At 61.9% G+C, this 19,590-nt stretch carries 18 protein-coding genes and 1 pseudogene; 12 read left to right on the top strand and 7 right to left on the bottom strand.

The genetic code is table 11. The annotated features are described in order from the left end of the window. The first annotated feature begins 70 nt into the window (after positions 1–70). From VVD49_RS05950 to VVD49_RS05940, 3 genes are all read left to right on the top strand, one after another. Positions 71–1,573 (top strand): YifB family Mg chelatase-like AAA ATPase, encoded by a 1,503-nt coding sequence (locus VVD49_RS05950; protein WP_327598215.1) that lies wholly within the window; start codon positions 71–73, stop codon positions 1,571–1,573. A gap of 83 nt (positions 1,574–1,656) precedes the next feature. Continuing rightward, on the top strand, positions 1,657–2,073 hold the full coding sequence (locus tag VVD49_RS05945) for a hypothetical protein (protein ID WP_327598214.1): 417 nt from the start codon (positions 1,657–1,659) through the stop codon (positions 2,071–2,073). Positions 2,074–2,148: 75 nt separating this feature from the next. Continuing rightward, complete coding sequence (locus VVD49_RS05940) at positions 2,149–3,339, top strand: VanZ family protein (RefSeq protein ID WP_327598213.1); 1,191 nt, start codon at positions 2,149–2,151, stop codon at positions 3,337–3,339. On the opposite strand, the gene VVD49_RS05935 is transcribed toward VVD49_RS05940, so the two are convergent. After that, positions 3,327–4,130 (bottom strand): alpha/beta hydrolase, encoded by an 804-nt coding sequence (locus VVD49_RS05935; protein ID WP_327598212.1) that lies wholly within the window; start codon positions 4,128–4,130, stop codon positions 3,327–3,329. The two genes, VVD49_RS05940 and VVD49_RS05935, sit on opposite strands and share 13 nt — an antisense overlap. A 16-nt stretch (positions 4,131–4,146) precedes the next feature. Further along, positions 4,147–5,127, bottom strand: a complete 981-nt coding sequence (gene dctP / locus VVD49_RS05930; RefSeq protein ID WP_327598211.1) for a TRAP transporter substrate-binding protein DctP — start codon at positions 5,125–5,127, stop codon at positions 4,147–4,149. Positions 5,128–5,469: 342 nt separating this feature from the next. On the opposite strand from dctP, the pseudogene VVD49_RS05925 reads away from it, so the two are divergent. From VVD49_RS05925 to ybaK, 4 genes and pseudogenes are all read left to right on the top strand, one after another. Continuing rightward, positions 5,470–5,820, top strand: a pseudogene (locus tag VVD49_RS05925) (FKBP-type peptidyl-prolyl cis-trans isomerase); the annotation flags it as partial. Beyond that, positions 5,806–6,147: an FKBP-type peptidyl-prolyl cis-trans isomerase gene (locus VVD49_RS05920; protein ID WP_327598946.1), complete on the top strand. Its 342-nt coding sequence runs from the start codon at positions 5,806–5,808 to the stop codon at positions 6,145–6,147. The pseudogene VVD49_RS05925 and the gene VVD49_RS05920, both read left to right, overlap by 15 nt. A 7-nt stretch (positions 6,148–6,154) precedes the next feature. Further along, positions 6,155–6,769 carry a DUF2238 domain-containing protein gene (locus VVD49_RS05915; protein WP_327598210.1) on the top strand — a complete coding sequence of 205 codons (615 nt, stop codon included), beginning with the start codon at positions 6,155–6,157 and terminating at the stop codon, positions 6,767–6,769. 2 nt (positions 6,770–6,771) lie between these two features. Then, the gene (gene ybaK, locus VVD49_RS05910; RefSeq protein ID WP_327598209.1) at positions 6,772–7,251 is read left to right on the top strand and encodes a Cys-tRNA(Pro) deacylase; all 480 of its coding nucleotides are present in this window, start codon (positions 6,772–6,774) and stop codon (positions 7,249–7,251) included. A gap of 4 nt (positions 7,252–7,255) precedes the next feature. Here ybaK and VVD49_RS05905 read toward each other — a convergent pair whose 3' ends face one another. From VVD49_RS05905 to VVD49_RS05885, 5 genes are all read right to left on the bottom strand, one after another. Further along, entirely contained in the window at positions 7,256–8,566 is a 1,311-nt protein-coding gene (locus tag VVD49_RS05905) for a glycosyltransferase (RefSeq protein WP_327598208.1), read from the bottom strand. 181 nt (positions 8,567–8,747) lie between these two features. Beyond that, entirely contained in the window at positions 8,748–9,875 is a 1,128-nt protein-coding gene (locus tag VVD49_RS05900) for a DUF748 domain-containing protein (RefSeq protein WP_327598207.1), read from the bottom strand. After that, a complete protein-coding gene (zwf, locus tag VVD49_RS05895; protein ID WP_327598206.1) occupies positions 9,854–11,332 on the bottom strand; it encodes a glucose-6-phosphate dehydrogenase in 1,479 nt (492 codons plus the stop codon). Before zwf ends, VVD49_RS05900 begins: the two co-directional genes overlap by 22 nt. Positions 11,333–11,621: 289 nt before the next feature. Beyond that, positions 11,622–11,792 carry a hypothetical protein gene (locus VVD49_RS05890; RefSeq protein ID WP_327598205.1) on the bottom strand — a complete coding sequence of 57 codons (171 nt, stop codon included), beginning with the start codon at positions 11,790–11,792 and terminating at the stop codon, positions 11,622–11,624. 165 nt (positions 11,793–11,957) lie between these two features. Beyond that, the gene (locus VVD49_RS05885) at positions 11,958–13,949 is read right to left on the bottom strand and encodes a UvrD-helicase domain-containing protein (RefSeq protein ID WP_327598204.1); all 1,992 of its coding nucleotides are present in this window, start codon (positions 13,947–13,949) and stop codon (positions 11,958–11,960) included. A gap of 264 nt (positions 13,950–14,213) precedes the next feature. Between VVD49_RS05885 and VVD49_RS05880 the strand changes: the two genes are divergently transcribed. The 5 genes from VVD49_RS05880 (at position 14,214) to VVD49_RS05860 (ending at position 19,559) form a co-directional block, all read left to right on the top strand. Next, positions 14,214–15,521 carry a sensor domain-containing phosphodiesterase gene (locus tag VVD49_RS05880; RefSeq protein ID WP_327598203.1) on the top strand — a complete coding sequence of 436 codons (1,308 nt, stop codon included), beginning with the start codon at positions 14,214–14,216 and terminating at the stop codon, positions 15,519–15,521. 178 nt (positions 15,522–15,699) lie between these two features. Beyond that, the gene (locus VVD49_RS05875; RefSeq protein WP_327598202.1) at positions 15,700–16,317 is read left to right on the top strand and encodes a hypothetical protein; all 618 of its coding nucleotides are present in this window, start codon (positions 15,700–15,702) and stop codon (positions 16,315–16,317) included. Positions 16,318–16,446: 129 nt separating this feature from the next. After that, complete coding sequence (locus VVD49_RS05870) at positions 16,447–17,400, top strand: NAD(P)H-dependent flavin oxidoreductase (protein ID WP_327598201.1); 954 nt, start codon at positions 16,447–16,449, stop codon at positions 17,398–17,400. 267 nt (positions 17,401–17,667) lie between these two features. Beyond that, a complete protein-coding gene (gene ttcA / locus VVD49_RS05865) occupies positions 17,668–18,585 on the top strand; it encodes a tRNA 2-thiocytidine(32) synthetase TtcA (protein ID WP_327598200.1) in 918 nt (305 codons plus the stop codon). Positions 18,586–18,605: 20 nt separating this feature from the next. After that, complete coding sequence (locus VVD49_RS05860; protein ID WP_327598199.1) at positions 18,606–19,559, top strand: FHA domain-containing protein; 954 nt, start codon at positions 18,606–18,608, stop codon at positions 19,557–19,559. The last annotated feature ends 31 nt before the right edge of the window (positions 19,560–19,590 follow it).

The following is a 19,590-nucleotide window of genomic DNA, read 5'->3' as shown; positions in this document are numbered from 1 at the left end:
TCAGTCCGCCCCCTCGCCCTGAAGGGCGAACCGGGCGGGCGCATTGTGGTGCGCTGCTAGACTGCGGCGCATGTCACTCGCCCTGATCAAGAGCCGCGCCCTGGCCGGCATGGACGCCCCGCAAGTCACGGTCGAAGTCCATCTCGGCAACGGGCTGCCCGGCGTCTCGCTGGTCGGCTTGCCCGATACAGAGGTAAAGGAAGCGCGTGACCGTGTCCGTGCAGCGCTGGCCACCAGCCAGTTCGACTTCCCCAATAAACGCATCACGGTCAATCTGGCCCCGGCTGACCTCCCCAAGGAGAGCGGCCGCTTCGACCTGCCTATCGCCTTGGGCATCCTCGCCGCCAGCGGACAGATCCGCACGGCCGAGCTCGATCAATATGAGATGGCCGGCGAACTGTCGCTCAACGGCGAGCTGCGCCCGGTCCGTGGAGCCTTGGCCATGGCCTGGTGCGCAGCACGCGCTGGCCGCACGCTGATCCTGCCAGTCGAGAACGCGGCCGAAGCCGCATTGGTAAAGGACGTGCAGGTCCTGCCGGCACGCACCCTGCTGGAGGTCGCAGCGCATTTCAACGGCCACTCGCTGATCCAGCCCTACATCGGCGAGCCGCTGATGCATGAGCCGAGCTACCCGGACCTGGCCGATGTAAAAGGTCAGCAACAGGCCAAGCGCATGCTCGAAGTCGCCGCCGCCGGACTACATTCTTTATTGCTGTATGGTCCCCCGGGAACAGGCAAATCCATGCTGGCCAGCCGCTTGCCGGGCCTTTTGCCAGGCCTGTCCGAAATGGACGCGCTTGAAGCAGCCGCCCTGCAATCGCTCGAGAATCGCTTCGACCCCGCTCGCTGGCGCGTGCGCCCCTTCCGCTCGCCCCATCACTCGGCAAGCACGGCCGCCCTCGTAGGCGGTGGCATGAACCCGCGGCCCGGCGAGATTTCGCTGGCGCACCACGGTGTGCTTTTTCTGGACGAACTCCCGGAGTTCGAGCGCCGTGTACTCGAAGCGCTGCGCGAACCACTGGAAACAGGACGCGTCACCATCTCGCGCGCCGCACAGCGCGTGGATTTCCCCGCGCGCTTCCAGTTCGTGGCTGCCATGAATCCTTGCCCCTGCGGCAGACAGGGCTCTGTGCCACCGCAGAAGCTCTGCCGCTGCACACCAGACCAGATTGCGCGCTATCGCGGAAAACTCTCCGGCCCGCTGCTCGATCGCATCGACCTGACGCTGGAGGTCGCCACCGTCGACGCAGCCGCGCTACAAGCGGCGCCCGGAGGCGAGTCGAGCGACGTGGTGCGCGCCCGCGTCATCGCGGCCCATGAACGCCAGCTGGCGCGGCAAGGCAAACTCAACGCTCACCTCGATGCCGAAGGCATAGAGGAGAACTGCGTGGCCGACGACGGAGCGAAACAATTGCTCAGACAAGCCATCGACAAGCTCGGCCTGTCGGCACGCGCTTACCACCGTACGCTCAAGGTAGCGCGCACGATCGCCGACCTTGCCGGCCAGGAAGTCATCGGCCGCGCACAGATCGCCGAGGCCGTGCAGTATCGCCGCGGGCTGCCGGAACGCTGACAACAGCCCTGCCCTGCTGTCACGATGTTGCACGCATTCGCAGTTACACTGCGCCCAACAGATATCTCGCCACAGAGGCCAACATGCATAGCCAGACGCCATCGCAAACCATCAGCCGGGCTTCACGGCAACGCGGCAAAGCACTGCCGATCATCATCGGCGCCCTCATCCTCGCGCTGCTCGTGGCCGCATATTTCGCCATCGTGCTGAACTGGAGTTACTCGGATGGCGAGCGTGCGGGCTACGTCCAGAAGTTCTCTCGCAAAGGCTGGATCTGCAAGACCTGGGAGGGCGATCTCGCCCTGGTCAATCTGCCAGGTCAGCTCGCGGAGATATTCCACTTCACCGTGCATGACGAAGCCGTTGCAGCGCAAATCAACGCCGAGATGGGGAAACGGGTGACGGTTCACTACGATCAGCGCATCGGCCTGCCGACAAGCTGCTTTGGCGACACGCGTTACTTCGTAGACCAGGTACGGGTCGTCGAAGGCGTGCGTTGAACCACGTGTAACCACGCACGCTTCAACGTCGGCCATGCGCAATTCCCATCGTAGCCTCCACGCGCTCGAAACGCCGTGACCCAGTGGCTACGCCGCGGCTGGCTACCGCTGATCCTCGTCATAGCGATCGCTTACGGATCGTTCTACCCGTTCGATTACGCTACCGCACTGGCCCCTCCCGATCCATGGCTGGCATTACTACGCGAAAAGCTTGTCTGGACGTCGTTTGCAGACGTCATCGGCAACGTCGTCCTCTTCATTCCCATCGGACTCAGCGCTCGACTGATCGACGGTAAATTACGCTTGAGTGTCGTTGCAGCACTGACGGCTCTCATTGTTTTCTATGCCTACGCCATACAGGTGGGGCAGTACTACTTTGCAGGCCGTGACCCATTGCTGTCGGATGTGGTCTGGAACAGCGCTGGCTGGATGTCAGGCGTAGCGGGCGCATATCTCTTGCGCCGATGGCAACGGGCAATGCCACGTGTCACGCACAATGCTTCGCGCGCAATCGCATTGACAATACTGGCGCTCTGGCTAGGCTCTGAGCTTGCCCCCTTCGTCCCGTCGCTGGACGTGCAACGCCTGAAAGACGCGCTTAAACCACTGCTGCATCCCGAAGATGTGGTTGTGGCCCGCGCATTCGCACTTTCATGCGGGCTTGCGACGTGCGCCGAACTAATGCTGATTGCATCAAGAGAGGATCGCCTCTGGCGTAATCTTGCGATGCTCGTTGGCGCCACACTGCTTGGCAAGCTTCTGGTGGCAACCCATGCCTGGCACTGGGCGACTTTCCTGGCGATTCCCTGTGGCGCGTTGCTGACCCGCCTTACACAGCGCATGCACGAGAACAACAGGCATCTCGTACTCGCCTTGCTGCTGTTGGCTGCGTTCACCTGCAATGAGATTTTTCCGCTACAGCTTCGCGAGGAGCAGGTAGCCATGCAATGGATTCCCTTCGCAGCACGCCTGGGGGGCAACATGCTCACGAACATGGATAGCCTGTTCCTGTCCCTGTTCCAGTACACGGGCATCCTGTGGTTCCTCACCCAACAAGGCGCTCGCCTTGTCGGCGTAACCCTCGCCTTGTCGGTATGGGCGTTCGCCATGGAGTGGGCACAGACCTGGCTCGCGGATCGCACGCCGGACGCGACGGAAGTCCTGCTCGTCATGTTTTCGGCGGCCCTGATCAGGCAAATGCAGCGCCATGCGGCGCCAACCACGCACCTGCAAGGGAAAGGCCTGCCGGCGACTCAGAAGCCCTGAGTCTCAAGCCACTGCGCGATGCGCTCGGCGGGCCCTTGCCAGTTGTCTTCCAGCATCATGCCGTGACCCATGTCGGCGAAAATTTCTGCTTCGAGGCCATACACGCTTGCCGTGTGTTGCACTTCACTGACGGGAATCAGACGGTCATGCTCGGCGCCGAGCACCAGCATCGGCGGGCGCCGCATGCGTGCCGTGCGCGGTAAATCGAAGAGCGTCATGTCCCAGATGGCGCGCATGGATTCGGGCTGGCAGCGCGCCATGATCTCCAGCAGGCGTTGCTGTGTGACCGGCCCATGGAACAAGGCGTCGCGCAGGGTATCGAGATGCGGCGACCCGCCACCCATGATGTTGTTGAGTTCGAAGATGAGTTTCGGCTTCTGCATCAACAAGCCGAGTGAAGCGCTCATCAGGCCACGCGGTGGCACTGCCGCCATCAACACTGCGCCGGGCAGATCTTCGTGCTCAAGGAATTTCTGCACGACCATGCCGCCCATCGAATGGCCGATAAGCACCGGCCGCACAGGCAGCGTCGATGCCACCTCACGCACATCGTCGACGTAGTTCTCGATCGACAACGCATCCAGATATTCGCGACCACGGCTGCCGCCATGCCCCGACAGCGACAGCGCATGTGCGGCCCAGCCACGCTCTGCAAAAAAGGGCAGGTAGTACTCCTGCCACAACCACGCGCCCGCGTAGGCCCCATGCACGAAGAGTAACGGCGTCTTGCGCGCAGTGCCTTGCGGCAGCACCGAGAGGACTTCGATATCCGGCTTGCTGTGTGTGTTCACGGGCTCATGGGAATCGTTACTGATTCGACATGATACGGAACATCAGATCGGTCGACTCCGGAGTTTTGAGCGCTGGCGCATAGATGTCTTTCATGCGCGCCACGAAGTTCTCCGAACCCTTCAACGCAGAGAACTTCACGCCGCTTTTCTCGAGGCGCGCCTTGACCTTGGCTTCGAGATCCGCGCGTTGCTTGCGCATATAGCTTGCAGAATCCTGCGCGGCAGCGCGCACCAGTTCGCGATCAGCCGCATTGAGTGCGGCCCAGCGCTGGGTGGATACCACGAGTGCTTCAGGCAGGACGTTATGGTGGCTGAAGATGTAGTACGGCGCGAACTTGTAATGCTCGGAGATTTCGTACGACAGGAGGTCGTTCTCCGCCATGTCCAGCTCGCCCTTTTTCAAGGCATCGCCAACCTTGTCGTAGGCCAGCGTGGAAGGTTCGGCGCGCAGGGCCTTGACCATCGAAATCATCGTCTCGCGATTGGCGACGCGGATACGTAGCTTCTCGAACTCGGTGGAGTAGTGGGGGGGCTTGGCCCGTGAGTAGAAGGAACGCGAGCCGCCGTTGTACCAGCCCAGCACGATGAAGCCGCGCGCGGCCAGCTTCGTTTCCAGCGACTTGCCGATGTCGCCATCAAGCACGGCCAGCATGTGGCCCGTATCGCGGAACAGGAAGGGCAGCGACAGGACCTCCATCTCCGGCACCGCTTCGGTCAGCGCTACATTGCTGAGGATGGCGAAATCGAGCTCGCCCTTCTTGAACTTGGGCAAGATGTCTTTCTGCGCACCGATGTCCTGACGCCACAGCACCGTGCCTTCATAGCGCCCTTTGCTGGATTGCTTGAGCTCGCTGAAAAACTGCAACAAGCCCTGATGGTTGGGATAGTCGCTGCTCTCCAGAACCCAGCCTTTGAGCGGAACCGCCGCGGCGCTGGCAATCTGCATGAAACAGCCGAGCAGCCCGGACAGGAGCAGCAGCAAAACGCGTGAACGCATGATGTAAACCTTTCTGTGACGGCCTCGCTGCGCCCTGCTCGCCAGCTGCAACAACAGCCTGCGCGGGTGGCTCATCCGGCCGAGAGGCGAAACGAATGACTGTCTTTACAACAGTGGTGGTATAGACCGCTTGCGGGCAAGATCAATTGCGCCTGCCACAAAATTTGTCGATTACTTCAAAAACGATAATACGGCGAATGCATAGGCCCAATTGTAAATTTGGCGTTTTCCCATTGTTTTCATCAGCTTGGTGCCTGTTCTGAGAGCCCTCGCAGGCGATCCGGCAGTGCGCCCCATGTTGCGATGCGCTATCCTGCCGCCCATTCATTCAAGGAGCCCCTCATGTCCGCATCCACCCCTGTCACCACGCCGACCGGCCTCGTCATCGAAGAGCTTGTCGTTGGCGATGGCACCGTCGCCAAGGCGGGTGACCGCACTGTCGTGCATTACACCGGCTGGCTCACCGACGGCACCAAGTTCGACTCCAGCAAGGACCGTAACGATCCCTTCACCTTCTCCCTCGGCCGTCGTCAGGTCATTGGCGGCTGGGACGAAGGCGTGCAGGGCATGAAGGTCGGCGGCGCGCGCAAGCTGACCATTCCGCCAGAACTCGGCTATGGCGAACGTGGCGCAGGCGATGACATCCCGCCGAATGCGACGCTGGTCTTCGAAGTGGAGCTGCTCGAGGTCATCGAAAGTGGCCTCATCATCGAAGATCTGGTCGTGGGTGACGGCGCTGAAGCTGCCTTAGGCGACCGCGTGGTCGTGCATTACACGGGCTGGTTGACCAACGGCACCAAGTTCGACTCCAGCAAGGATCGCAACGACCCCTTCACCTTCGCCCTCGGCTATCGCCAGGTCATCAGCGGCTGGGACGAAGGCGTACAAGGCATGAAGATCGGCGGCACGCGCAAGCTGACCATTCCGCCGGACATGGGCTATGGCTCGCGCGGCGCAGGTGGCGTGATCCCGCCGAACGCCACGCTGGTGTTCGAAGTGGAGCTGCTGGATCTGAAGTGAGTGTGAAGTGAGCGATCGTCTCGCCGCCACGCTGGCGGGCATCATCGTGCTGGCCCTGGTCCTCTCGGGGCTGGCACCCTTCGACCGCACCACCTGGGGGCTCGAAGTCGCGCCGGTGATCATCGCACTGCCGCTGCTGATCGCAACGCGCCGCCGCTTCCCGCTGACGCCACTGTTGTACTGGGCGATCTTCGTGCATGCCGGCGTATTGATTGCCGGCGGCGCATGGAGCTATGCGCGCGTGCCGCTCGGCTTCTGGATCGAGCATGCCCTGTCGCTGTCGCGCAACCCCTACGACAAGATCGGCCATTTCATGCAGGGCCTGACACCTGCGCTGCTCAGCTGTGAAGTGCTGCTGCGCGGCGGCTATATGCGCCTCAGCAAGGCGCGGCGCATGACGGCCTTCCTCGCGGTGTGCGTGGCGATGGCCATCAGCGCCTGTTACGAACTCATCGAGTGGGGCGCCGCCGTGGCACTCGGCCAGGGCGCGGATGAATTCCTCGGCACGCAGGGTGACCCCTGGGACACGCAATCCGACATGCTGATGGCACTGCTCGGGGCCAGCTTCGCGATGCTGTGCCTGCGCAAATGGCACAGCCGACAGATGCAGGAAGTAGGTTGAGCATGGCCGACAAGACACCCGTTACCGCCGCCGTCCGCCTGTTACGCCAACACAAGGCCGACTTCAGCGATCACCTCTACGACTACGAGGAAAAGGGCGGCACAGCCGTCAGCAGTCGCGAGCTGGGCGTGGACGAGCACGCCGTGATCAAGACGCTGATCATGGAAGACGAGAACAAGCGGCCGCTGATCGTGTTGATGCATGGCGATCGCGAGGTGTCGACCAAGAATCTCGCGCGCCATATCAGCGTCAAGACCATCACGCCCTGCTCGCCCGACACGGCCAACCGGCACTCCGGCTACATGGTCGGCGGCACCAGTCCGTTCGGTACCCGCAAGGCCATGCCTGTGTACATGGAAAGTAGCATCCTCGAACTACCGAAGATCTACATCAACGGCGGCAAGCGTGGCTATTTGATCGGCATAGCCCCGCAAGTCGTCGTCAACATCCTCAAGCCCGAGCTGGTCAGCGCAGCGGCCTAGCTGCTCAGGCGCTCCACCAGCCCGATCGTCTCAATACTGTTTGTCCTGCCCCGGCCTTGCGTGCCACGCACCAGGCCAGGTATTGCTGCGCCGAGTGGCGTGCGCTGAAGCGACTCAGCTGCGCCTCGGAGATGGCCGGATAGTGCAGCAAGGCCTGATCGATCAGGCTCGTCAGGGCTTCGGCGTTGTCGCGCGGGCACAGGAAGCGCGCCAGCGGCCCCGTAAGGATTTCGCTTGGCCCCGTCGGGCAGTCCGTACTCACGACGGGGGTGCCGAGAATCAGCGATTCGATCAGCACGGTGGGCAGCCCCTCGCTGTCGGATGACATGGCAAACAGGGCTGCATTGCGGATCCACGGATAAGGGTTGGTCTGGAAGCCCGGCAACACCACGCGGTGTTCGAGACCGAGCTTCGCGATCCGCAGCTTCATCTTGTCCAGCCAGTCACGCTCCGACGCCGTATAGGCATCGCCGATCAGCACCAGCTTGTGCGTCGTGCGTGCCGCGCTGCGCGCGTACGCGTCCAGCAGCAAATCCTGTCGCTTGCGACTATTGAAACGCGCGACATAGACCACGTAAGGCTCCGCCATGTCCGGCGTATAGGCATCAGCCTCACGCCGGATCGCGTCGAAATCGAAAGGGTTGTAGATCGTGCGCAGCGAGCGTGGCTGCACACCGGCGCCATTGATGATGTCGTCATGCATCGCGTCGGACACGGTGATGATGTCGCGACCGCCATACACGGACTGGAAATGCGCGCGCCACTTGAACTCGCGCCACAAGCGCTTGAGCCCGGTCTTGTGGCCGATCTTGTGATGCAGGTACTCGACCATCGAGTTGCGATAGCGGATGTAGACGTTCGTCAGGCCCGCCATGGCCGACAGGCGATCGGAATCCTCCGCACTCGACACGAAGAAGTCGAATGGCTTGCCATCCTTCTCCAGGCTTGCGACCAGTGCGCGCATGCGCCACGCCAGCACCAGCTTGTCGATGAACTTGCTGCCCGAAGAGTGCGCCGACTGCTGCAACACGTGCACCGGAATACCGGCTGGCAGTGTGTGCTGGATCTCATTGCGTACGACGATGACATGTACCTGGTGGCCCAACTGATGGAAGGCCGCCGCCAGATTGAGTACGACGCGCTCGGCACCACCGCCGATCAGCGAATCGATGAGCAGGCCAATGCGTCTGCAAGGTGTTCGACCTGTTGGTGAGCGCAGCTCGACAGATGCCGGCAGCCGCTCGCCAGCCAATCCGGCGCGCGCAGGCGAAAACCCATGAGCATGTTCGGGGAGTGCAGTTCTGCGGAATTCCATGCATGCCAAACCCATAATCCGGGGTGCTGATATTGCACCGCAACACGGCATGCTGTCCAGTTAGTATTTGTAACGGAATAATGTTTTCGGACAAGCGCCGACTACTGGGCTATCAGCGTCGGCCCTGTGTTGCGAAAACAGCAGCCCAGCATCCTTTTTGTGCCGGCAAGCAGAACAAGGACTATTCAACGACACTGCGCAGCATGCTGCCGATGCCCTCGCCGACATCGAGCGCCCCCTTACCCAGGCTCTCGATGCTGACACCCAGCGATGTCGCCAGGGCGGCGACCACCCGTGTATGCAGCTCTTCGTTGAGGGAGAACTTCGGGTCAGTCAGCTTGCCCGACAGGGTGAATTGCAGATCAATGCGGTCATTCTTGTCGGCCAGGATGGCCAGTGTGAGGCGTCGGGTCAGCCCGCCGGACGCCAGCCCGCCCTCCAGTTTCAGCCCATGCAACACCATTGAGCCCGGCGCCTGCAATGTGTGATCACGCACGGTAGATGTGATGTCCATATCGAGTGTGCCGGCCTCGATTTGGGCACGGGTTGCCTTGATGAAATAGGGCTGGAGCAGGCGCAGGTCCACACCCCGCAATTGCAGCTTGAGCCTGGAGTCACGCGTGTGCGGCACGAGCCTCCCCTGCAGGCTCACCTTGCCCACATTTCCGTTGGCCGATGCCTGGCCTTCAAGATCAATCAGCGCCTCCTCATCCAGCGTCGGCAGCTTGAGCTTGTCGACGCTGCCCGCGATATGACGCAAGGGCACCAGGTAGGGCTTTTTTGCTACGGTCGCATCGTAGTAATCGATTGCTGTGTCGACCAGCTCGACGTGTGCGATGTGGACATACTTCTTCGGCGGCAGACCTTCCGGCTCACCCTTGGCTGCGCGCGCCCGACGCCTAGACTCCAGCAAAGCGGGCAGGAAACGCACGCGGCCATCGACACGCATGATGGGCAGCCAGGCCTGCTCGAAGCGCAGCTTCCTGATGAGGATATTGTCGGACAAGAGGCTGCGCAGATCCGGCTCCACCTCCACACGTGCCGCGCGCAATTCATCCGGCGTTGGCCAGCCGTCAACTGCGTCAGCCTCGGCGTCGCCGTGAATCTGCAGATCGGTAATGACAATGTGCCGCAGGCTGACCAGCAGGCTGCCGTATTCGCTGCGCTCGCCGAGCAGCTTGATCACCTCGCGCTCCAGGGTGTGTAGCGCGAGGTAGTAGGCACCGGCAGTCAACGCCAGCAGTAGAGCGGCAGTTACACCGCCCCAACGCAGGAAACGCGATGCGTCTATTCCGCGTCTTCGAACCATGAACGCCCATCGCGTTCGATCAAAGCCACCGAAGCCGATGGCCCCCAGCTGCCTGCCGGGTAGGTATGCATGCGTTGATCGTTATGTGCCCAGGCTGCGTGGATCGGGTCCACCCACTGCCAGGCGGCCGCCACTTCGTCAGCCCGCATGAACAGGGTCTGGTTGCCGCGAATCACGTCCATCAACAGGCGCTCATAGGCATCCGGGTTGGACACGCCGAAGGTTTCGGCAAAGCTCATGTCGAGCGGGATGCTGCGCAGGCGCATGCCGCCCGGCCCCGGATCCTTGATGGTGACCTCCAGCGTCACGCCTTCATCAGGCTGCAGGCGCAGGATCAGGCGGTTCTGGCTGACGTGGCCTGCCGTCTGGTCGAAGATGTTGTGCGAGATCGGGCGGAAGTTGACGACGATCTCGGAGGTGCGCCGCGCCAGGCGCTTGCCCGTGCGCAGGAAGAACGGCACGCCCGCCCACCGCCAGTTGGCGATCTCGGCGCGGATGGCCACGAAGGTTTCGGTCTTGCTCTGATCCTGCCCCAGGTCTTCAAGGTAACCCGCCGCCGACTTGCCACCCACCGAGCCCGCACGGTACTGGGCACGCACCGTCATCTGCTCGGCATTGCGGTCGTCGATGCGCTTGAGCGCCTTGAGCACTTTGAGCTTCTCGTCGCGCACGGCATCGGCCTCGAAAGCGTCTGGCGGCTCCATGGCGGTGAGACAAAGCAGCTGCATGATGTGGTTCTGCAGCATGTCGCGCATCGCGCCCGATGTGTCGTAGTAGCCGCCACGATCGCCGACGCCGATGTCTTCGGCCACAGTGATCTGCACGTGATCGATATGTGTGCTGTTCCACACCGGCTCGAACAGGCGGTTGGCAAAGCGCAGCGCCATCAGGTTCTGCACCGTCTCCTTGCCGAGGTAGTGATCAATGCGGAAGACCTGGCTTTCGTTGAAAACCTCGGCCACCGCGTCATTCACCGCGCGGGCGCTTTCCTCGTTCTTGCCGAGCGGCTTTTCGAGCACCACGCGGCTCTGCGGCGTCACCAGCCCGAACTGGCGGATGCGCTGCGAAATCGGCGCAAACAGGTCAGGCGAAACTGCGAAGTAGAAGGCGCGCACACGCTCGGCGCCCGCCGCGAGCAAGGCAGCCAGCTCACTCCAGCCCTCATCCGAACCAGCGTCGGCGGGCTGGTAATCGGTACGCGCCACGAAGCGGTCTATCGCAGCAGGATTCTTGTCCGCCGCCTTGACGAACTGATCGAGCGACTCGCGCACGAAAGTACTGTAATGCTCGCGCGACAGCGGTCGCCGCGACACGCCGATAATGCGTGCATCGTCTGGAATCTGCCCCGCGAGATCGCGGTGATAGAGCGCAGGCAAGAGTTTGCGTGCGGCCAGATCGCCGGTTCCACCGAAGACAACCAGATCAAATGGGCTGACTTGAATCGTGCGTGAAGACATTAACAATTCCTCCGGCTAAAAACTCGACAGAGCAAGTTTAGCGCCTGGGAACCTGTTCAACCGCTTTTGTGAAAAATGTCAGTGCCATGGGTGGTCGTGGCGCGCCGCCACAACGCACAGCCATCTCGCGACCGGAATCCGGTCAGGCTGCGCAAAAACGCCCGCAGGCGCCTTGAAGCGCTGTGGGCCATCGGGGTCGGTACCGACTGCGTTGCTGGCGAATCACACACTGCCGCGGGCACCAATATGTCCAAACCGCGGGACCGTGTTTCTCCGGTCTGCACCAGCTTCATGCAAGTCCGTTGATGTGTTCGTCGAACCCGTCCTGCTCGTTCACGGCCTGTGCATGGCGCGGCCGGAACAACCAGGTCAGCAGCCAGCTCAGCGGTGCTGGCTGGAATTGCTCGGAAAAATCGTCGTCGGCGCCCTGCGCCGCAGGAGAAGTATTCTGGATTGCCATGATCGACCTCGCGATACCCGGATAGGGACATCTCTGTGGACGTCTTGAAGTTGCACGGATTCTTCAACTTATGAAGGATCCGGCCGGATTTCAAATCGGAGTAATTGATGGCGTGATAAATACCCGCATGATCGGCCCGGCCGGCAGACCCGATCGGGCTGGACTTCACGAAGCCGGTTTGGTGCCGAACATCGCCTGCAACTTGGCCAGTTTGGCCAGCGCGTCCTGCTGCGACACGGGTTCTGCCTTCTTGCCGCCGGTGTATTTGAGCCCGTCGCCCATTTCGCCGATGAAGCGCGAGGGTTCGACGGTGCGGATTTCCTTGCCCGATTTGCGACGCTCGCAATAGCTGATGGTGAGCGTGCGCCGGGCCCGCGTGACCCCCACGTACATCAGGCGCCGCTCTTCCTCGATGGTGTCGCCGTCGATGCTGCTCTGGTGCGGCAACAAGCCCTCCTCGACGCCGACGAGGAACACGTGCGGGAATTCCAGCCCCTTGGACGCGTGCAGGGTCGCCAGTTGCACGGCCTCATGGCCTTCCTCGCCTTTGTCGAGCATGGAAATCAGCGCTACCGTCTGCGCCAGTTCCAGCAAATTCTTGCTGTCGGCCTCGCCCTTGCGGCTGAGCCAGTCGACGAAATCGCGCACATTGCTCCACTTGCTCTCCGCCTCGCGCTGCTCGCAGGTTTCGAACAGGTGTGCCTCGTAACCAATCGCACGCAGCAGGTCTTCGAGCACCACGGCCGCACTTTCGCGTTGCGCGCGGTATTCGAGCTTGTTGATGAAGTTGCCGAACTCACGCATGCCCTCGAGCTGGCGTGCCACGACGTGTTCGGTTGCGCCCTCCTCGAACAGTGCCGTGAACAGGCTGCTGCCACGTTGCGCAGCATAAGTCCCGAGGGATTCCAGCGTCGCCGCGCCAATGCCACGACGCGGCGTGGTGATGGCACGGATGAAGGCCAGATCATCATCGCCATTGAGCATCAGGCGCAGATAGCTCATGACGTCCTTGATCTCGGCGCGGTCGAAAAAACTCTGCCCGCCGGATATGACATACGGAATTTTGTGATTGCGCAGCTGCTGCTCGAACAGACGCGCCTGGTGATTGCCGCGGTACAGGATGGCGTAGTCGCCATAACTACCTCGGTTCTCGAAGCGATGGCTGGAGATCTTCATCGCCACCAGTTCCGCTTCCTGCTCGGCAGATGGCGCGGCGACGATGCTGATGGCATCGCCCATGCCATGGTCCGACCACAGCTTCTTCTCGAACAGCTTGGTGTTGTTTGCGATAAGCGTGTTGGCCGCATTCAGGATGCGATTCGAAGAGCGGTAGTTCTGCTCGAGCTTGATGACCTTGAGCTTCGGGAAATCCGTCTGCAACGAGCGCAGGTTTTCGACGTCAGCACCGCGCCATGCGTAGATCGCCTGATCGTCGTCACCGACCGCCGTGAACGCGCCGCGCACGCCTGTCAGCTGGCGCAGCAGCTTGTACTGCGCGCCATTCGTATCCTGATATTCATCGACGAGCAGGTAGCGCAACTTGTTCTGCCAGCGCTCCAGCACCTCGGCGTGTTCGTCGAACAGTTTGACGGGCAAGGCAATCAGGTCATCGAAGTCCACGGCCTGATAGGCGCGCAAGGTCTTCTCGTAGGCCGGGTACAGCGAGGCAGCAAGCGCCTTGGTCTCGTCATCCGCCAGTTTCACGGCTTCGCTCGGCGTGATCATCGCGTTCTTCCACGCCGAGATCGCCCACTGCACACCTTTCACCACGCTCTTGTCGTTGGTGCCTGCAATCTCCGCAACGATCTGCATGATGTCGGAGGTGTCGAGAATGGAGAACTGCGGCTTGAGACCGGCGAACTTCGCCTCCTGGCGCACGATGCGCACGCCCAGAGCGTGGAAGGTGCACACCGTCAGCCCCTTCGCTAACCCGCCTTCGAGCAGCTTACCGACGCGCTCCTCCATCTCGCGCGCCGCCTTGTTTGTGAAGGTGATGGCCGCGATGTTGCGCGCCTCCATGCCGCATTCGCGCACCATGTAGGCAATCTTGTGGGTGATCACGCCCGTTTTGCCGCTGCCGGCACCTGCCAGCACCAGGCATGGGCCGTCGAGGTATTTCGCGGCTTCGCGTTGCGGGGGATTGAGATGAGAGAGCATTCGGACCTGCTGGATTCCGGTCGCACGGAGTGCGGACCAGGCGCGATTTTACCGGAGCCGTCTCGCCATCAAGGAAATGCTTTGTACTTTTGATTCGCCCCGTAGGGAGAGCCAGGGCAAATGGCGCGAGCGGGGCAACAACGCCAGATGCGGGCGCAACTCGTTTGCGCAAGCGCTCTACGTCGAATGACGCATGGGGGACTGCTCATGTTCCGGTTCCAATGGCCGTAATGGGGTTTACACCGATCACGTTATTGCCAGCAGATGTCCCACAGCAGTCCTTTCCTTGCCGGGCTCCCGCCTGAATTCAGGCACTTCACCCCCGGCGCCGAACTCGACAACGACCGCATGAGCCTGCGCTGGCGCGACCTGAGCATCCGCAGCGTGTTCCAGCCCATCGTCAGTTTCAGTCACAGTCGTGTGGTCGGTCACGAAGGCCTGGTGCGTATTGCCGGCAATAGCGCCACCACCATTTCGCCGCCCGATTTCTTCCGGCTGGTCGACGCCACCGGCGAGTTGCCGCAGGTCGATCGCGCCTGCCGGCTGATGCACGCCTGGAATGCCCGCTCGGCTGGCGGCTGGCTGTTCCTCAACCTCCACCCGGCACTGTTCGGCCGTTTCGACGCCGACGACAGCGCACGTATGGTCGCCGCAATGGTCGCTGGTACGGGCGTGCCGGCCCATCGCTGCATCATCGAAGTCGTGGAGGAGGCCGTCATCGATCGCGTGCGCCTCGAAGAGGGCACGGCTGCCCTGCGTGCGCTGGGCCTCGGGCTGGCCCTCGACGATTTTGGCGCGGGCCATTCCAATTTCGACCGTGTCTGGCGCATCCAGCCCGATGTCGTGAAGCTCGATCGCTCCTTTGCCGTGCGCACCGAACACGACGCCGCTGCGCGCCGCGTGTTGCCACGCCTGGTCAGCATGCTGCACGAGACGGGTGCGCTGGTCCTGCTGGAAGGCATCGAGACGCTGGATCAGGCGCTGATCGCCATGGACTCGGACATCGACTTCGGCCAGGGCTGGTTTTTTGCCCGCCCGGCCCCCGATGTCCTGCAGGATTCGCAGCCGGTTGCGCCCGCGCTGGACGCGTTGTGGAGCCGTTACGAAGAGCATATCCATGCACAGGAAACGCAGCATCACCAACGCATCGCGCCCTACCTCAACGCCATCGGCTACGCCGGCGTGCTGCTTTCGAGCGGCGTGCCGCTGCAAAACGCGGCAGGTGGCTTCCTCAGCCAGCCTGCGGCGGAGTGCTTTTACCTGCTGGATGCGGAAGGGCGCCAGGTCGGCACCAATATCAGCGCACGCGAGCAACGCGGCCAGGGCGTGCTGCGCGAACTCGGTGTCATGCCCGGTGCGCGCTGGTCACGCCGCCCCTACTTCCGCCGCGCCCTGCAACACCCGGGCAAACCGCAAGTGACACGCCCCTACGTGTCGATCAGCAGCGGCAATACGTGCGTCACGGTCTCGGCGCATGTTCGCATCAACGGGCATGAGCACGTTATTTGCGGAGACGTCGATTGGGATCTTCTGCTGCAGGGTGAATCGGCCCCGTCCGTTTGTAGGCGCTGAACGGCTCGCCCGTGTGGACATAAGCTGTTTTTTGGCTTGCGTGGCACAAAACTCATCAAATTCATCAACCGCGCTTTATCTGTCTGCGGATCTCCGTTTTCTTGTTACGTCGCATCAGAATCATTGATTCAACAGATGCCGCTTCATGACGCAAATTTAGAAGAACACAACTATTCCGGTGGCAGCTGTTTTTACCGGCCACCCACGTTTGTCGCATTACCCGCTGTCGTTCCTGTCTCCGGAGAGCATCGCCATGCAAGCCAACCTCGCCACTTCCACCACAGCAGCCGTGCCAAGTACCAGCGCTGCCTTCATCCCGCAAAAGACTTCGCTGGGCGCTGAAATCATTACGCAACGCGATGCAGGGCTGACCTACACGATGCGACGTGTCTTGCTGCTGGCGAACGGCGTGCGCACAGTCGGAGAGCTGGTCAGCATGCTGCCCGGCCAGAACGTGATGGCCGAACTCAACGAACTCGTGGAGCGCGGCCTGGCCGAAATCAGTGCCACTCCTCACACAGCAACATCACATGCCGTGCGCCCCGCCGCCGACAGCGGCCTGACGGATGACTGGATGACGGCCAGCAACTTCATGATGGCGCGTGCCCGGGAAAACCTCGGCGTAATGGCGGCTGGCGTCATCAACGATCTGGAACAGGTGCAGGATCAGGAAGCCGCGCGGCAAGCCATGTCGCGCTGGTATCGGGCCCTGCGAGGTTCGCGCAACGGCCGCTCGCAAGCGGATGCGCTGCGCGTTCAGGTGTCGCAGATGCTCAAGGGCTCGCTCGGTACTTGAGGGCCTGACACACGCAACACGGAGCGCCATTGCCCGAGCGGTTCTGGCGCTTTTTTCATGGGGTTATCGCCGCTGACCCCGCTCGGCGCAGCGTGCTAGTCTGAGCGCCCGCCAAGACTGGAGCTGGTCATGTCCCTGCCCACAAGCTTTCGCAGCGCACTACGCCTGCCCGCGATCGCCGCACCGATGTTTCTCGTGTCCGGCCCTGAGCTTGTCATTGCAACCTGTCGCGCCGGCGTCGCCGGCAGCTTGCCCGCGCTCAACGCGCGCCCTGCCAGCCAGCTCGATGAGTGGCTGACACAGATCGAAACCGCCCGCAGCGAAGCACAGGCTGCGCAAGGCAGCTTTGCGCCGTACGGCATCAACCTGATCCTGCACGCCAGCAATCCACGCCTGCAGGAGGATCTCGACATCGTCGTACGCCACCGCGTGCCCTTCGTCATCACCAGCCTCGGCCATCCTGGTGCCGTAGTCGAGGCCGTTCATGGGTACGGTGGGCTGGTGTTCTCGGACGTGATCCACGCCCACCATGCGCGCAAGGCCATCGCTGCCGGTGTGGACGGCATCATCGCCGTCGCCGCGGGAGCGGGCGGACATGCCGGTACGCAGAGCCCCATGTCACTGGTGCGCGAGATCCGCGAATTCTGGGACGGCTGTCTGATTCTCGGCGGCGCAATCTCCGACGGCTACGCCATCCGTGCCGCAGAAGTCCTGGGTGCCGATCTCGCGTATCTCGGCACACGCTTCATCGCGACCGCCGAGGCACGCGCTCAGCCGGCCTACAAACAGATGCTGGTCGAAGCCCGAGCACAGGACATCGTCTATACCGACGTCATTTCCGGCGCCAACGCCAATTTCCTGCTGCCCTCACTGACGGCTGCCGGACATACGCGCGAATCCCTGCAAGCGGGCATCGGCAAGGCGGTACTCAAGGATCTGGCGGAGGAGGCCAAGGCCTGGCGTGATGTATGGAGCGCGGGCCACGGGGTGGCCACCATCCATGACGCGCCGGAAGTTGCGACCCTGGTCGGGCGTCTGCGCGACGAATACCTCGCAGCTTGCCGCACACCGTCAATGGTCTGAGCCCCAGACCGGCAAGGCAGGTTCAAATCTTGCGAAGGGGGAACATTCTGCTGCAGGGGAAATCCGGCGCAAGGGAGGACAAGGGCACGTTTGGACCCCCAATTTGCGCCTTCCGTCCGCTGGGATACCAACTAAAATCCGCGAGCTGGTCTTTTCGGCCATGTCGTGACAAATTCGAGGCTGTTGGCCATCATTGATCACAAAGGAGGACTCTTTGTGCGTTGCGCCAATCATATAATTCAAAAAAAGCTAGCCCGCCTGTGAATCATGGAAACTGTCATCGACCAACCCGCCGCTGCACCGGAGCTCTCAAGCACCGTTGAGCGCCTCAAAAAACGCCTGACGCGCTCGGTTGGTCAAGCCATTGCCGACTTCAACATGATCGAAGAGGGCGACGTCGTCCTCGTGTGCTGTTCAGGTGGCAAGGATTCTTATTCGCTGCTTACGCTGCTGATGGCCATGCGTGAACGCGCGCCAGTAAAGTTCCGCCTCATCGCGATGAACCTAGACCAGAAGCAGCCCGGCTTTCCCGCCGACGTGCTGCCCAGGTACTTTGAGTCAGTCGGTGTCGAATATCACATCGCCACTGAAGACACCTACTCCATCGTCAAAGAGAAAATCCCCGAGGGCAAAACCACTTGCTCGCTGTGCTCTCGCCTGCGCCGCGCGATCATCTACCGCGTCGCCAAAGAGCTCGGTGCGACCAAGATCGCGCTCGGTCATCATCGCGAAGACCTGATCGAGACCATGTTCCTCAACATGTTCTTCGGCGGCAAGATCAAGGCCATGCCGCCGAAGCTGGTCAGCGACAACGGCCAGCACATCGTGATTCGCCCGCTGGCGTACTGCTCTGAAGCCGATCTCGCAAAATTCGCGCGCGCCATGAACTACCCGATCATTCCCTGCAACCTGTGTGGCTCGCAGGAAAATGCGCAGCGCAAGCAGATCAAGGCCATGTTGCGCGACTGGGACCGCCTCTATCCCGGCCGCATCGAGTCCATCGCCACTGCCCTTCAGAACGTAGTGCCAAGCCATCTGGCCGATGGCATGCTTTATGACTTCAAGACATTGGAACGTGACGCGCCGCTTGCGGAAGGTGATCTCGTGTTCGATGAGCCAGATCTCCCGACCAGCCCGGGCATGAATGAAAGCCCTGTCCGCTGGATGACATGGGGGGCGCAGTAATGGCAACGGAGCCGGGAAAAATGATGCGCGATGCGGTTGGTGAAACGAGTGTATTGGTGGCGGAAGTCACCGGCGCCGCGCCGCTGGCCGAGAAACTCGGTGCAGCTGAAGCTGCCCGCGCAGTAGATCGCGCCCTGGCGCGTGCCGAACGCTCGATACAAGCCTATGCCGGCAGTCTCCTGCCTGCAGAGCCAGGGCACATGATCGCTTCGTTCCCGCGCAGCGACAGCGCGGCGCTGGCAGCGAACGATATGATCAAGCGCATCTCGCAGCTGCCACCCGTGTCCGGCATCAATCTCGCCGTACGTGTGGTGCTGCATGCCGGGGCTGGCGCGAAGCTCAATCCGGCCGATACAGATATGGCGCTCGGCCTGCTGCCCTTCGCCGCAGCCGGCCAGATCCTCGTTTCGAACGATGCCGTGTCGCATTTTTCCGAAGGCATGCGCGCCAATCTGAATACCTCTGCGCAGATGTCGGTGACCACCGGCGGTCTCGAAATGCCCTTGCAGGAATTGCAACCTGGCAACCTGCAAGCACTCAGCTCGCTCGGCCCGCTGACCGTGCCGCCGCCGCAACCTTCCATCATGCCGTCGTCGCGACCACGTCCGGTGCCCAGCGCCGCGCCGGAAGGCGAGGTCGCACGCACCCGTCTGCTGCTGCGCTATCACGGCGCCAGCATGCTGGTGTCCGAACACAAACCTGTGTTGCTTGCCGGACGTGAAGAGGCCAACGATCTGGTCGTCACCGATCGCCGTGCCTCACGCCAGCATGCGCGCATCGAATGGCGTCACGGTCACTTCGTGCTCATCGACAGCAGTACCAATGGCACCTACCTCGTCGACGAGCACGGCGTTGAAGTCCTGCTCAAGCGCGGCGAATGTGAATTGCCACCGCACGGTCGTATCGGCTTCGGCTACTCGCCACTCGAAGCAGGCTGCGAGCCGATGGTGTTCGACATCGGCGAGCGCCAATAAGCGCTGCTCCGTTACCAATAAATGAAAAGGG

It is taken from the genome of Uliginosibacterium silvisoli, from assembly GCF_036017035.1.
Taxonomy (GTDB): Bacteria; Pseudomonadota; Gammaproteobacteria; order Burkholderiales; family Rhodocyclaceae; genus Viridibacterium; species Viridibacterium silvisoli.
Note: the sequence above shows the minus strand (reverse complement) of the source record. Positions and strands in the feature narration are given on the sequence as shown.

Bases quoted from the DNA above. Each gene is read 5' to 3' on its own strand.
- VVD49_RS05950 (WP_327598215.1), top strand. From the start codon at position 71: ATGTCACTCGCCCTGATCAAGAGCCGCGCCCTGGCCGGCATGGACGCC.
- VVD49_RS05945 (WP_327598214.1), top strand. From the start codon at position 1,657: ATGCATAGCCAGACGCCATCGCAAACCATCAGCCGGGCTTCACGGCAA.
- dctP (WP_327598211.1), bottom strand. From the start codon at position 5,127: ATGCGTTCACGCGTTTTGCTGCTGCTCCTGTCCGGGCTGCTCGGCTGT.
- ybaK (WP_327598209.1), top strand. From the start codon at position 6,772: ATGGCCGACAAGACACCCGTTACCGCCGCCGTCCGCCTGTTACGCCAA.
- VVD49_RS05905 (WP_327598208.1), bottom strand. From the start codon at position 8,566: ATGGAATTCCGCAGAACTGCACTCCCCGAACATGCTCATGGGTTTTCG.
- VVD49_RS05900 (WP_327598207.1), bottom strand. From the start codon at position 9,875: ATGGTTCGAAGACGCGGAATAGACGCATCGCGTTTCCTGCGTTGGGGC.
- zwf (WP_327598206.1), bottom strand. From the start codon at position 11,332: ATGTCTTCACGCACGATTCAAGTCAGCCCATTTGATCTGGTTGTCTTC.
- VVD49_RS05890 (WP_327598205.1), bottom strand. From the start codon at position 11,792: ATGGCAATCCAGAATACTTCTCCTGCGGCGCAGGGCGCCGACGACGAT.
- VVD49_RS05885 (WP_327598204.1), bottom strand. From the start codon at position 13,949: ATGCTCTCTCATCTCAATCCCCCGCAACGCGAAGCCGCGAAATACCTC.
- VVD49_RS05880 (WP_327598203.1), top strand. From the start codon at position 14,214: ATGTCCCACAGCAGTCCTTTCCTTGCCGGGCTCCCGCCTGAATTCAGG.
- VVD49_RS05870 (WP_327598201.1), top strand. From the start codon at position 16,447: ATGTCCCTGCCCACAAGCTTTCGCAGCGCACTACGCCTGCCCGCGATC.
- ttcA (WP_327598200.1), top strand. From the start codon at position 17,668: ATGGAAACTGTCATCGACCAACCCGCCGCTGCACCGGAGCTCTCAAGC.
- VVD49_RS05860 (WP_327598199.1), top strand. From the start codon at position 18,606: ATGATGCGCGATGCGGTTGGTGAAACGAGTGTATTGGTGGCGGAAGTC.